Source organism: Streptomyces lunalinharesii (assembly GCF_039532155.1).
Lineage (GTDB): Bacteria > Actinomycetota > Actinomycetes > Streptomycetales > Streptomycetaceae > Streptomyces > Streptomyces lunalinharesii.
The window spans coordinates 357,597-370,849 of record NZ_BAAARK010000005.1; the positions used below are offsets into that span (position 1 = coordinate 357,597).

The 13,253-nt window shown below is 69.2% G+C and carries 13 protein-coding genes; 6 read left to right on the top strand and 7 right to left on the bottom strand.

Features of this window, described 5'->3' with window-relative positions:
• Positions 1 to 87: 87 nt before the first annotated feature.
• Both ABD385_RS11100 and ABD385_RS11105 read right to left on the bottom strand, forming a co-directional pair.
• Positions 88 to 1,422 (bottom strand): tyrosine-type recombinase/integrase, encoded by a 1,335-nt coding sequence (locus tag ABD385_RS11100; protein ID WP_344574946.1) that lies wholly within the window; start codon positions 1,420 to 1,422, stop codon positions 88 to 90.
• Positions 1,415 to 1,753, bottom strand: a complete 339-nt coding sequence (locus ABD385_RS11105) for a helix-turn-helix domain-containing protein (RefSeq protein ID WP_344574947.1) — start codon at positions 1,751 to 1,753, stop codon at positions 1,415 to 1,417. Before ABD385_RS11105 ends, ABD385_RS11100 begins: the two co-directional genes overlap by 8 nt.
• Positions 1,754 to 2,141: 388 nt before the next feature.
• On the opposite strand from ABD385_RS11105, the gene ABD385_RS11110 reads away from it, so the two are divergent.
• From ABD385_RS11110 to ABD385_RS11125, 4 genes are all read left to right on the top strand, one after another.
• Positions 2,142 to 2,372, top strand: coding sequence for a helix-turn-helix domain-containing protein (locus ABD385_RS11110; protein ID WP_344574948.1), 231 nt, complete (start codon positions 2,142 to 2,144; stop codon positions 2,370 to 2,372).
• A gap of 628 nt (positions 2,373 to 3,000) precedes the next feature.
• Positions 3,001 to 4,173 (top strand): DUF3631 domain-containing protein, encoded by a 1,173-nt coding sequence (locus tag ABD385_RS11115; protein ID WP_425585385.1) that lies wholly within the window; start codon positions 3,001 to 3,003, stop codon positions 4,171 to 4,173.
• 323 nt (positions 4,174 to 4,496) lie between these two features.
• Positions 4,497 to 5,096 carry a MobC domain-containing protein gene (locus ABD385_RS11120; protein WP_344574951.1) on the top strand — a complete coding sequence of 200 codons (600 nt, stop codon included), beginning with the start codon at positions 4,497 to 4,499 and terminating at the stop codon, positions 5,094 to 5,096.
• Positions 5,086 to 6,768, top strand: coding sequence for a relaxase/mobilization nuclease domain-containing protein (locus ABD385_RS11125; protein WP_344574952.1), 1,683 nt, complete (start codon positions 5,086 to 5,088; stop codon positions 6,766 to 6,768). Before ABD385_RS11120 ends, ABD385_RS11125 begins: the two co-directional genes overlap by 11 nt.
• Before the next feature lie 18 nt (positions 6,769 to 6,786).
• Here ABD385_RS11125 and ABD385_RS11130 read toward each other — a convergent pair whose 3' ends face one another.
• The 5 genes from ABD385_RS11130 to ABD385_RS11150 are packed head-to-tail and all read right to left on the bottom strand — an operon-like array spanning position 6,787 to position 11,307.
• Entirely contained in the window at positions 6,787 to 7,311 is a 525-nt protein-coding gene (locus ABD385_RS11130) for a P-loop nucleotide/nucleoside kinase family protein (RefSeq protein ID WP_344574953.1), read from the bottom strand.
• 45 nt (positions 7,312 to 7,356) lie between these two features.
• A complete protein-coding gene (locus ABD385_RS11135) occupies positions 7,357 to 8,223 on the bottom strand; it encodes a glycosyltransferase family 2 protein (RefSeq protein WP_344574954.1) in 867 nt (288 codons plus the stop codon).
• Entirely contained in the window at positions 8,217 to 9,452 is a 1,236-nt protein-coding gene (locus tag ABD385_RS11140) for a glycosyltransferase family protein (RefSeq protein ID WP_344574955.1), read from the bottom strand. The genes ABD385_RS11135 and ABD385_RS11140 overlap by 7 nt, the downstream gene beginning before the upstream one ends.
• Entirely contained in the window at positions 9,449 to 10,153 is a 705-nt protein-coding gene (locus tag ABD385_RS11145) for a hypothetical protein (RefSeq protein WP_344574956.1), read from the bottom strand. Before ABD385_RS11145 ends, ABD385_RS11140 begins: the two co-directional genes overlap by 4 nt.
• Complete coding sequence (locus tag ABD385_RS11150) at positions 10,150 to 11,307, bottom strand: glycosyltransferase (RefSeq protein ID WP_344574958.1); 1,158 nt, start codon at positions 11,305 to 11,307, stop codon at positions 10,150 to 10,152. The genes ABD385_RS11145 and ABD385_RS11150 overlap by 4 nt, the downstream gene beginning before the upstream one ends.
• A 147-nt stretch (positions 11,308 to 11,454) precedes the next feature.
• On the opposite strand from ABD385_RS11150, the gene ABD385_RS11155 reads away from it, so the two are divergent.
• Together ABD385_RS11155 and ABD385_RS11160 are read left to right on the top strand one after the other, a co-directional pair.
• Entirely contained in the window at positions 11,455 to 12,438 is a 984-nt protein-coding gene (locus tag ABD385_RS11155; protein ID WP_344574959.1) for a helix-turn-helix domain-containing protein, read from the top strand.
• Positions 12,435 to 13,004, top strand: a complete 570-nt coding sequence (locus ABD385_RS11160; protein WP_344574960.1) for a peptide deformylase — start codon at positions 12,435 to 12,437, stop codon at positions 13,002 to 13,004. Before ABD385_RS11155 ends, ABD385_RS11160 begins: the two co-directional genes overlap by 4 nt.
• Positions 13,005 to 13,253 lie beyond the last annotated feature (249 nt).

Below are 13,253 nucleotides of genomic sequence, written 5' to 3' on the forward strand. Positions count from 1 at the left end.
AGCTATGGCTACATGGCCTTGACCTGCTGAAACCCGCTCACCGGAGATAACGGCCGGGCTCTTTTGGCTACCCCTAACAGCCCAGATTCAGGCGGCCAGGGCACAGGCAGGGCACACGGCGGAGGAAGCCGTCGTGCCAGGTGTGCCCTCAGGGGACGGGGGCGCTGCGGTCGCGGCATCTGTGCCCGCCCGAGTGAACGCCGCATCCATCGCCCGCCGCGTACGGGACTCGCTGTTGGGCATCAGATGCGTGTACGTGCACAGCGTGAAGCCCGCGTCGGAGTGGCCGAGGTACTCGGACAGCGCCTTGATGCTCTCGCCGGCGTCGAGGAGGACGGACGCGTAGGCGTGGCGGTAGGCGTGCATCCCGTCGTCGGGGGCGGCGGCGTAGCGCGGCGAGCCCTTCTCGCGGGGCGGGATGACTCCGGCTCCGGCGAGGGCCCCCTTCCAGACGTACTGGTTGAAGACGCTGCGGTGGTACGCGCGCCCCTGCTCGTCGGTGAAGAGCAGCCGATACGTCCGTGGCTCGCCGTCGGGTTTGATCCACGGCAGGGTCACGGCCACCGTCGGGTACTCCTTCATATGAGCCTTGATCGCAGCCGTGAGCTGGTCCGACAGGGGGACGGTGCGGAGCCGGTTGCCCTTGGGCGGGGCGAACACCATCGTCGACCGGACCAGCTTGATCTGCTGGTTGATGTGGACCACGCCGCGGTCGAAGTCGAGCTCGTCCTCGTCGAAGCCGAAGACCTCGCCCTGGCGCAGGCCGCAGCCGAACGCCAGCTTGCCGCCGCACTGGAAGCGGTGGGGCAGCGCGGCGTTGACCGCGTGCACGCGGTCCAGGCTCCACGGGATGATCTTCCGTTTCGGCTTGCTGGGTAGCTTGACCGAGCTGGACTTGCACGGGTTCTTGGGCAACAGCCCGTCCTCGACGGCGGCGTCCAACATGGCGGAGAGCACGGAATTGACCAGGCCGATCGTTGACGCCTCAAGGCCCGCACCCTGAAGTTTCTTCACCCAACTCTGGATGAGCGAAGGCCGGTTGAGGACGCGCATCTCCAGGTGGCCCAGGTGCGGCTCGATGTGGTTGCGGACGATGCCCTTGTACGCGTCCACCGTGCCGATGCCGGCGGTCGCGTCGTCGAGCCACTCGCGGGCGTACGCCTTGAGCGTCTTCTTCGCCGCCGTCGGGTCGACGTACTTGCCCTGGCGCAGGTCGTTGTCGATTGCTGCGCCGGCCGCCTCTGCGTCGACCTTGCGGTCGTAGTTCTCCTTGCGCTGCTTGCCGAACGGATCGCGGTAGCGCAACTGCCAGCGCTTGCCCTTGCCGTGGTCGGCGGAGGGGACCTTCCCCTTGTGCTCCGGGCATTCCGCCTCGCCTTCCTTCGGGAAGGTCTTGTGCCAGCGGTCGTACACCTCAGCCAAGGAGGGCCCCCTGTATGCGGTTGAGGGGCTGGAACACGGTGCCGTGGGCTGTCCGCGAGGGCAGCAAGGCAGCTGGCAGCACGCCGAGGGCGGTGGCGATGGTGACGAGGTCGTCGACGTCGCAGCGGCGACGGGCGCGCTCGGTGCGGCTGAGGGCGGTGTTGGTCAGCGGGCGCCCGAGGGCGGTGCAGCGCTCGGCGAGCTGCTGCTGGGAGAGGCCGCGCGCGAGGCGCAGGCGCTCGATATTGCGCGCGGTTCGGATTCCGGCGGAGCCTATTTCAATTGGTCGGGTAGCCATGACGGATAGCTGTAACTCGAAAAGACCGGCCATGGCAAGGGTTTACTCAAGCATCCGAGAAAACTTGCTGGCGCTGGCTATTCGGGCGGCTCGGCGAAGCCGGATTTCCATGGTATGGTCCCGCGCCGCGAAAGCGGAGGTGCGTCTGATGGCCTCTCGTCTGAGGCTCGTGGTGGTCCTGGCCTGGTGCTTTGACGCAAGCTGGGATGCCCAGTGGAACGGTGATGATCCGGGGAGGAACCGGACAGACCCCCTCGCTTTCTGGCGTGATTTCGGCAACCGGGGATTCGCCCTTACTGTTTTGGTTCCACTCGACGAAGGGCCGTTTGGTGCGGCCGTGGAATTTCCACATAATGCCGCTGGACGCCGCAGGAAACCTGTGGCTGTCTTGTCCATCCCGCCATTTCCGTGAAGGAGTCCCATGCCCCGAAACCCCCGACCCTCAGCCGATGCCGGTGGTGCGGGCCGTGCACCGCTGGCCACGCCGGAGGAGGTCGCCATCTACCTCGGCGTGCCGGTGAAGACCCTCTACCAGTGGCGCCACCGCCGTATCGGGCCGAACGTCCTGAAGGTCGGCCGGCACCTGCGCTATCGCTGGCAGGAGGTGGATGCGTGGCTGAACGCCCAGACCTCGTACGACCTCACGGCGTGAGCCCGCAGCTGACGCGGGCAGAGAAGCGGCCCTCGGCGATTCGTCGCCGAGGGCCTCAGATTCCCCAACCGATCGCCCATCCCTGAACGAACGAGCTGGTGAGGGACGGGACCTTGCCCGTCCTGCCCCTCACCGGAGAGGAACGTCTATGGAGGACTCTACGTCCACCACCACGGAGAACACATCCCCCACGATCTGGCCCATCGCCAGGGTCCCTGGCCAGGGCATCCCTTGGCGCCGCGAGAACCAGGCGGACGCACCGTCGCCTGTAGCGAAGGCTGTTGAGCCTTCGGCCGACGAGGCCGCACGCGGGGACCGGCGTGCCGCTGATACGGCGGCTGGGGACCGTCCCCGCGAAGTGCCCGAATCCAGGTCCCCGCAAGCCACGGCCCCGCTCTCCCCGCCTGCTGGAAACACGCAGGCCAGCGGCGTGGAAATGGGGACCGGTCCCCAGGATGCCCACGTTGCACCAGGGGACCGCAACGGGGACCGTGCCGCCCACACGCTGTTGGGGACCGACGGTCCCGTGCATCCCCACGTCACGGTCCCCGATGACGGATCGGGCACTGGGGACCGTGAGGGTGCCGAAGCCGTGGCGGCCGGGGACGGGGTCGTGCTGCTGGATGAGTTGCGGGCAGCGATCGGCAAGTACGTGGTGCTGCCCAGCCAGGAGGCGCTGACCGCGGTCACGCTGTGGGTGGCGGCCACGCATATCCAGACCGCTTTGCAGCACGCGCCCCGCCTGGCGGTGATCAGCGCGACCAAGGGGTGCGGCAAGTCCCGCGTGCTGGATGTGCTCTACGAGACCGTCCACGATCCGATGATGACGGTGAACACCTCTCCGGCGGTCATCTTCCGCACCATCGGCAAGATCCCGCCCACCTTGCTGGTGGACGAGGCGGACACCATCTTCGGCCCCAAGGCCAGTGGCGACAGCGAGATCCTGCGCGGTCTGCTGAACGCGGGCCATCAGCGCAACCGGCCCGCATGGCGGATCTCCGGTCCGGAACACAAGCCCACCCCGTTCCCCACCTTCGCGATGGCCGCGATCGCGGGGATCGGTGACCTGCCCGACACCATCACGGACCGGTCGGTCGTGCTGCGGATACAGAAGCGCAAGCCGAGCGAGAAGGTCGCCCCGTTCCGCTCGCGGTACGCGGCGCCTGAACTCAACGCGCTGCGTGGCCGGCTGGCCGCCTGGCTGGGGCCGCTGCGGAGCACGGCGGCCCGTATGGTGCCGCAGATGCCGGTGGAGGACCGGGCGGCGGACACCTGGGAGCCGCTGGTCATCATCGCCGACCTGGCCGGCGGTCACTGGCCTGCCCAGGCCCGTGCCGCGTGCGTGGCCATGACCCGATTCGAGGCGGTCCAGGACGAGCAGACCAACGTGAAGGTGCGGCTGCTGCGCGACATCCACCGCATCTTCGAGCGGGCGCACAATCCCGAGGCCCTGTCCAGCCAGGACCTGGTCGCCGCGCTGATCCAGGACGCCGATGCCCCGTGGGCGGAGCACGGCAACAAGGGATTGAACGCCCACCACCTGGGCTTCCTGCTACGGGACTTCGATATCCACCCGGCCAACTACCGCTTCGCGGGCGGCAGGCAGGCCAAGGCGTACATACGCAACCGGTTCCTGGACCCCTGGGCCCGCCACTGCCCCCACCTCACCGAGGCGACACCCGAGCCCACACACAGCGGCGCGCCTGCCCGTTCGGCCCAGGGCAAGCCGCCCGCCGCCCCGGCGGGTTCGCTGCCCGTCGGCCCGCCAGGCGGTCCCGCGGGGCCGAAGCGAACTCTCTGATCCCACCAGGGACGTAGTCCGTAGCAATGCGTCGCAACCGTCCCCGCGCAGGTCAGCGCGGGGACGGACTTTCTCGCCGGGACGCTCTCATCCGTACCTGGGCTTGTGTCCGTACCTGTGCTGACCAGGCATGGGACGGATGCAACGGACGTGACACAGCCCCACCCCCCTTGCCACTGGAGCACCACATGCACACTGACAACGACACAGACCCCGCGTCTTCCCGCCGCTGGGGATGGTTCGGCCTGGGCCGACGAACAGCAGCAAGCTGGAGCGTTCGAGCCCCTAACGGGGCTTCGTCCGCGCTTGCCCCCGCTCCCGGGGTGGCGGAGGAAGAGGGGGCCGGGCGCCAGCGGGCACCCGAGCCGGGGGAGGGGAAGGACGAGCCCAGCACCGCGCCCCACGCCGAGAGCGCCGAGCAGCCCGCTGCCGTGCACGATGAGCCGCCCACCGAGAGTGCAGACACCGCGCTGCCCGTCGAGCAGCCCTCGTGGCGTGAGCCGGATGATCCCACGCTGCCTGCGCGGTTGAACCGTAAGCGGACCACCGAGAAGCGCGACCGAGACAAGACCATCCGCTTCACCCCGACCGCCGTACGGACCATCGATGACGAGGCCAAGCGACGCGGCCAGACGTTCGCCGGGTTCGTCGGCGACGCCGCCCTCGCGGTCGCGCTCGGTAAGACGAACATGGCCGGCAGCCCCGAGGACGACCCCATCCGCCCGCTGGTGGAGAGCATCGAGGCGCACACCAAGGCGCTGAACCGGATCGGCACCAACCTCAACCAGATCACCATGGCCATCCACTCCGGCGCGATACCCGAGCGCACCGAAGCCGTCCTCGACCGCATAGGGCAGGCCGCCGGGGCCAGTTACCAGCTGATGGACCAGCTCATAGAGGAAGGCGCCGCTCATGGTGCCTGACGTCTCCACCGGCTCCGACACCCGCGGCCTGATCAACTACCTCTTCGGGCCGGGTCGGCGGGACGAGCACACCGACCCGCACATCGTGGCCGCCTGGGACATGGCCGGCACCCCCGACCCCGGCCGCGACCCGGAGGCCACCTACACCCAGCTCGCTAAGCGCCTCGACCACCATGTCGACCTGCGCACCCGCGAACTCGGCAAGAAGCCACCGCAGCACGTGTGGCACTGCCCGGTACGCACCGCGCCCGGCGACCGCTACCTGACCGACGCCGAATGGGCCGAGGTCGCCCGCCGCGTCGTCGCCACCACCGGCATCGCCCCCGAAGGCGACGAGAAAGCCTGCCGGTGGATCGCCGTGCGCCACGCCGACGACCACATCCACATCCTCGCCACCACCGTCCGCGCCGACGGCCGCCGACCCCGTACGAACCGCGACGGCTGGCGGGCACAGAAGGAGTGCCGCAAGATCGAGGCCGAGTTCGGGCTGCGCCGCCTCAAGTCCGGTGACCTCACTGCCGCTCGCACCCCCACCGGGGCCGAGCGGGCCAAGGCTGAGCGCCAGGGTCAGGAGGTGACCGCGCGGGAGTGGCTGCGCGAGCAGGCGTACGCGGTCGCCGCGTCCGTGCACAGCATCGATGACTACTTCACCGTGCTCGGCGCGCTCGGCATCCAGGTCATGCCACGTATCAGCGCCAAGACCGGTGAAGTAGACGGCTACAGCTTGGCGGCTCCCGGTGACACCATCTTCTTCGGCGGCTCCAAACTCGCCCCCGACCTGTCCTACAACCGCCTGACCGAACGCCTCCCCATCCAGGAGGTGGCCGATCAACCCCAGCAGGTGGCCGACCGGGCCGACCCGTGGCGCCGTACCGAATCCGCCATGCATATGGCCCGCACGGTTCTCGGCGCGGATGATGACGCCGTGGCTCAGGGCCAGTTGGAAGCTTTCGGTGACACTCTGCACAACCTGGCCCGCACCATATCCGGCCCCCATCAGGCCGAACTGCAAGCGGCAGCAAGGGCGTTCAACCGTGCTCGCCGCTCGGCAATCCGGGCCGACCGCCAGGCCGCCACCGAACTGCGCCAGGCCGCCAAGGAACTCGCCTACGCCCCCAACCTTCCGGGCGGCCTGGCCATCGCCCTCGTCTTCGCCGCCCTCCACCTGGCCCGCGCCGCCGCCAAGTGGCACGAGCAACGTGGCCACGAGCAGCAGGCCGCAGCAGCCGAGCAAGCTGTCCACCACCTGCAGGCCAGCTACCAGCAGGCCGCCGAGCCCGTCCTTGCGGATCTCGCCCGACGCGTCCCACGTCCCCAGACCGTCCAGCGCTTCGAGGCCGCCGTGCGCCAGGCCGTTCCCGACCACGCCGACCGCATCCTCACTGACCCCGCCTGGCCAGCCCTTGCCACCACCCTCGCCCGCGCCGAAACCGCCGGCCACAACCCCCGCCACCTCCTGGCCGAAGTCAGCGCTCGCCGGGAACTCGACACCGCCGAGCGCCCCGCCGAGGTCCTGAACTGGCGCATCACCGCACAACCGAACAGGCGGGCGGAGGCAGCACGCACCAGCAGCACTCGCCACGCTGCACCCACCGCACGCTCCGCGCCCACACCACAGCCCGCACCCGCGACGATCAGCGAGCAGCCTGCGGATCGGCGCCGACGCCGATGACGATCACGGCCTTCTTCTTCAGCTCGACCTGGCCGAGGACAGCGTGGCCACGAGCTGGCTCGGATCTCCCGTGTAGACGATCGTCTCTTCGTCTTCGGCCGGGGCATCGAAGCGGGCGAAGAAGTCGTCGAGGGCTTCGGGGGTCACGGTGAGGGCATTGGCGTCGTCCCGTTGGTTGCGCTCGGCGAGCCGCCGGAGCAGTTCCTCCCTGTCGGCGCGGAGGTAGACGACGAGGGGGCGGCCGCCGGCTTCACGGGCGGCCTGCCTCCAGGCGTCGCGCTCGCCACGGCGCCACAGGCCGTGGTCGAGGACGACGTCGTGCCCGGCCTCGATCTCCTTGATGAAGCGTTCCCGGGTCGCCTCGACGACGGGGCGTTCGCGCTCGAAGTAGCTGTGCTCGGGGTAGTCCACGCCGTACCGGCCATGGAGGCGGTGCACCTCCTCGTCCACGGACAACCGGACGTAACCGTGATCGGCCAGGGCCTGGGCGAGGGTGGTCTTCCCGGAGCCGGTCAGGCCGACCAGGAGAACGGCGAGGGGCATGTGCTCATCCCTTCCGCGACGTATCCGTGAGCGTGGGCATTCTCTCTAATCCTGGCCGGTGTGCGCGAACGGTCGCCAGGTGGTGAAGATGCTCCGGGCTTCGGTCGGCCAGTTGGAGGGCATCCGGTCCAGGCTGACCCGGCGGAAGGCGAACCGCGGATCGCTGGTGTTGATCACGCCGCGGTGCTGGTCGACGTGGGCGAGCAGGCGGCTGGCCTCATCTCTGACGGCTGGGGTCTGTTCCTGCCAGGTGCCGGTGGTGAAGTGGTGGACCCGGCGGCGGAGGTCATCCAGGATGCCCGAGCGCCACTTGAAGTGGTGCACCGCGCAGATGCGGTCGGTGTCCAGCCGGTGGCCGGGTGCCCGGTGATTGCCGGATGCCATGGTGACGTCGTGGCGGGCGAGGACGATCTTTCGGGGGTCGCCGTGCAGGAGCCGGTGGGTGAGGTGGCCTCCGAGGGGATAGGTGAGGTCGAGTCCGTTTTCGGGGCTCCAGCCGGCAAGGTGTCCGCCTGCGGCCACGCGGTCGAGCATCAGCCCACCGACCACGCGGTGGCCGGACTGCTGGGCATGGGCGATGACCTCCGGGAGCGGGGCGGGGTACTGCTGGAACTCGTCGGCGTCGGCGAGCAGATGCCAGCCCGGTCCGGCCTTGTGGCGAAGAGCGTCGCGGAGTTGCGTGTTGGTGTGCTCGTGCCACGGGCCGGTGCTGGTTCCGGTGGGGATGATGCCCAGCTCGCGGCTGGCGGCCTGGAGTTCGTGCCGACGGGCGTCGGGGACGTGCTCGGGGAAGTGGAAGGCGATCAGGAACCGCTCGATGCCCAGATGCCGGTAGTGGCGGACCCAGGCGGCCAGCAGCGGCGGGTCGATGGGGCCAATCACGGCGATCAGAGCGGGAGGTGTGCTCAGCATCGGGACTCCTTCGTACGCAGTGAGGCGAAGGTCCAAGCGAGGAAGTCGGCCTGCTCGGCGGCGGTCCACATCCCCAGCAGCCCTGGCACCTCGGGGCCGGGCCGTTCGGGCGGCTGGCGGATCATGGCGAGCAGGGCGTCGGCGAGACCATCCACGTCGTCGGCGGTGAAGGTCAGGGCCCAGGGCTGGCCGCGCAGGCGGGCAGTGAGATGGGGGTCATGGTCGGAGACGACCAGGGGGACACCGAGGCGGACTGCGTCCATCACGAGCCCGGATTCCTTGCTGACGCCTCGGTGGCGGGAGACCAGGGCAGCGTCGGCGGCGCCGTACACCAGCCGCAGCACGCTTTCCGCGACGGAGCCGACCACGAGGTGCAGGTGAACGTTGGGCAGGTCCCGCCACCGCTCCAGTACAACTACGTCAAGCGGTTGGCCTGCGACCACGACGTGCAGCGGTTCGGCCAGGCGGGTCAGTGCAGCATCGACGGTGGCGATGTCCTTGTACGGCCACCAGCCGCCCATCAGGCACACCACAGCTTCGGCTGCCGGGATGTCGAAGGCCACCCGGCCGCCCTCGCGTTCGGCGTCGGTCAGGCGGCGGCCGTCGTCGACCGCGAACGCTCTCACCACCCCGGGCAGCTCAGGGAAGACCGCGGCGAACTGATCGGCGACGGCCTGAGTCGGGTACACCGCGACAGTCCGCCCCTCGCCTCGGCGGGCGAGCCGGCCGAGCAGCCGCACAGCTGCGTCCTCGGTGGTGACCTGCTCGTGAACGAACCGCAGGTGCGGCTGGCCGCCGAGGAGGGCGGCGGCCCCATGTAGGGCCTCGCTCGCGGTCAGGATCACCACCGCCTCGGCGCCGGGTTCCAGGCGGCCGGCGGTCCGCAAGACGGACGCTTCAGTCAGGCAGCGGGCCACCAGGGTGACCTGGTGCGGTAGCCGCCGCAGATAGCGGGGCCAGCGGCGCGAGCAGAAGACGCGCCGCCCGATGGCCGAGAGCCTGGCCAGGAGCCGGGAGGCGGTCAGCAGCACGGCCGCCTGCCGTCCGGCAGGTGCGGTTACCAGCCGGGCGCCGGCCTCACGCAGGACCCAGGCCGTTTCCTGCGCTATCCCGTTCGGGGCGATGACCAGGCTGCAGGGCCGAGCCTGGGCGAGTGCCACCAGTGTGCGTTGGTGGTGCCCGCCCAGGCGGTCGGCGTACGGCTCGATCAGCACGAGAGGCCCGGTCATCCGGCCACTGCCTGATCCCCGTGGTCGGATGCGAACCTGCTCCGCAGCCAGGACGGATCGTTGAGGTGGTCGAAAGCCTTCGGGTCACGAGCAGCCGCGCGGGCGAAGGTGACCCCCTCTCGGGCCCCTGCCGCGGCGTAGGTGGCGAACTCCCCGTCGCGGCTGTTGATCCATGCCGCTACCCGGTGGCGGGCGTCCTTGTCCGCCATGCCGTACTCACTCCCGCGAGCGAGCATCGCGCACTCGCGGAAACCAGCCTTCCAGGCATGGAAAGGGCTCTGATTGAAGCGAGTGAAACCCGCGGACTGTTCGGCGAACTCCACGCGGCCGGGCAGTGCGGCCAGCACGTCAACGGCCTCGCCCATCTCACGAAGGGCACTGCGGCGGATCAGTTTCAGCCCGCCGTAGCCGTAGGTCAGGCCGTTGACCGGATTGACCGCCCGCCACACCCGCATGGACACGCCCTCGCCCAGCGGCTCGACGACAGCAGGGTCGAAACCGGTGTCGATGGCGAAGTCGCCGTCGGCAAGGAAGAACTGTTCGCGGTCGACGACCTCGGCGCACAGCCGGTAGGCCCGGCGCATCCCGTGTACGCCGTGCAGACGCTTGACCGAGCCGCCGAGCGTCCGCTGGAGCCGGGAGTGCAGGCAGTCGGCCATCGGCTCGTCGTAGGAGAGGAAGACCGCGTCGAATCCGTTCACGTGAGGGCCTCCAGGTAGCGGGCGGCGACCAGGGTGGGGGCGAAGTCGGCAGTGGAGGCGTGAGCGCGCTTGGCGTGCACGGCGTGGAACTCGTCATCCGCGGCAAGGCGTTCGGCCAGGGCAACGGCCTCGGCCGGAGTGGTGAAGCACAGCTCGGGGTCGATGTGCTCGGCGAGCCAGCCCAAGCGCGGAGCAATGACCGGCAGGCCCATGCCCTGGCAGTCGATTACGGACATGGACCAGGGGCAGCCGGCGCGGAACGGGGCGATGCCGAAGCGGGCGCCGGCCAGCAGGTTCTTGTAGCGGACGCGGTCGCCCCGGTCAGAGACGACCTGGACGTGCGGCAGGGCGGCGAGTTGGTCGCGCATTCGCTCAGGGCTGTCGTCCAGGCCCGTACGAGTCGCCCGGCGCTGGCCGAACAGATCCATCACCCGCAGATGGACCGTACCGGAGGCCACGATGTCGCGGGCCATGCGCACGAACCGCTCGGTCCCGTAGTGCGCGTACAGCCGGTGGTTGTAGATCCCGATCGCCGCAGCACTCTGCTGGTGGCGGACTGTGACCGGGTCGCGAACGAGTCGCTCGTCACGCGGCGCGGGAACCACTCGCAAGCGATCACCGAGGTCCACCGTCATGTGGGCGGCGGCGGCCGACACCCACGAGGCGGCCGTCGAGGAGTGGACCATCACCCGGTCGCAGGCCGCCAGCCCGGCGGCGAACGCCAGCAGCACCGGACGCCCCAGCCCCACGTCGTTCAGCGACGGATCAAGCAGGAGCTGACCGCCACCGCTGAAGGAGAACGGCAGGTAGTGGCAGTAGCCAGCCAGCAACGCGTCCGATCCGGCCTCCAACAGGGCCGTGCGGATCGCCGGGGCCTCCTCGATCTGGTTGGCCACGACGGCATCCGGCTTCTCGGCATGGATCAACGCCACCAGCTCGTCGATGTCCGCGGAGAACCGGGCGCGGTACTTCGTCCCCGGCACCTTCGTCTGATGGAAGCCACAGCGGGTGTCCCCGGCCGCAGCCGGAGCCGCGACGGTTACCTCGGCGTCGGCATCGGCCAGAGCGGGGGCGAGAAGGTCCGCGAAGATCCATCCCGAATCCGCGGACAGCCGGTCAGGGTTGGAGATGTTGAGCAGGTACAGCACGCGCATGATGCGTCGCCTCCCTCATCTGCCCGGAAGGATCGATCCGGGTCGGTGAGGGAAGGAAACCGGCGACGTGAGCCGTGACGGGATGATGAACTGGGATCACTCACGGTTCACTCACGCTCACCAACGAGGACGCGGGGCGGGGCTTCGATGGAAGCGCAGGACGACGACATCACCGTCGAGCAGGCGGCCGAGAACTTCGCAGCGGAGGTCGCGCGGTGGCGGGAAGTGCGCGGCATGTCCAAGCGGGCCTTAGCGCAGGCCATGGGCTTCGACCCGTCGTACGTCAGCCACATGGAATCCGGCCGCCACAGGCCCCGCGAAGAGTTCGCCCGGCTCGCCGACGAGGCCCTGAACGCAGGGAAGGCGATCTGGCGCCGCTGGCGCGATTACGAGCAAGCCAAGGCCAGGGAGGGGCAGGTCCGGCGTCCTCCCGCAGCCCCGCCGGCGCCACGCAGGCCCGAGCAGCCGTACGCGACCGGTTCTGCCCTCGTCGTCGAGCATGACGCCGCCCGACTCCAGTACGACGGTCGCTCCTACCGGCTCACGATGCGGCGACTGCTGCGAAACACCGGCGAGGAGCCGGTGACCCGCTACCTGATCCGCATCTCGGTCGACCGTTATCCCGGTGACCCCGAGCGATCCAACGCCCACTACCGAGCACACCCGCTGACCTGGGATGAACTCGACCTCACTGCCACCTGCCGGGGCGAGGAGATGCGCTGGCAGGCCAAGCACGACCGTGACGCCTTCAAGGAAGTCTGGCTGGTGTTCGACAACGAACACGGCCGCTTCCCGCTCTACCCCGGCGAGTCCGTGTGGATCGAGTACGCGTACACCGTCGGCGACGACAAGTGGGGCAACTGGTTCCAGAGAGCCGTTCGCCTCCCTACCGAGCAACTCGAAGTGCAGCTTGTCTTCCCTGCCGACCTCGACCCGGCGGTGTGGGGCACCGAGACCTCCATGACCGCCGAAGCCACCCCTCTACGCACCCCTCCTGTCCGAAGTGACGACGGCGACCTACGGCAATTCACGTGGATCACCACCACACCCGCCCTGCACGCTCGGTACCGTCTGGAATGGCGGTTCCGGAAGCGGCCCGAACCCGACACACATCAAGGGGAGTTCAGGTGATTGACGTGCGGCCCAGCCAGCAGATGCGAGACCTCGGGGTCGTCCAGCGCGGCGCCGGCATCCTCGCCGAACCGGCCCGCGCCTTCGATCTGCCAACCGAACGAGACGTAGCCGAGCACGTCGTGGACGAGTTGTTCGCCGCCATGGAGCGGATCGGCCAAGTTCACCCCTTTGCCAAGGGCATGGGCATCGCCGCCCCGCAGATCGGCATCGCACGTGCCGCCGCTGTTGTCCATCCGCCCGGCGACGCCCCCACCATCATCCTGCTCAACCCGAAGATCACAAGCAGCTCTGACGAGATGGACGAGCAGTACGAAGGATGCCTGAGCTTCTTCGACGTCCGCGGACTCGCTCCCCGTCCGTTGAAGATCACAGTGGAGGCCACGGCCCCGACGGGCGAAACCGTGACCACCGTGTACGACCGCGGCCTCGCCCGCCTCGTCCACCACGAGATCGACCACCTCGCCGGACTGCTGTACACCGCACGCATGCGGACTGGCATCGAGCCGATCCCCGTGGAGGAATACCGCCAGACCGGCCGCGCATGGATCTACGACGGTGCTTGACCTGCCTGGGCAACGCCATCGCCAAGTGAGGATCACTCCGACGCCCCGAGCGTGACCATGCCCTCCGCCCGGTAGCCGCAGGTGCGAGGAGCCAGGGACGTGCGCTCCCTTGGCCGCGAGGAAGTCACGCAGGGCACGGTGAGGTTCCGTCGTCTCGACAGAAGTTCCACCTGAAAGGCAACAGCGTCCACCACCCCATGCTCGGCATCGTCTGCCCGCACAACCTCACCCTCGCCGCGTGACGGGTGA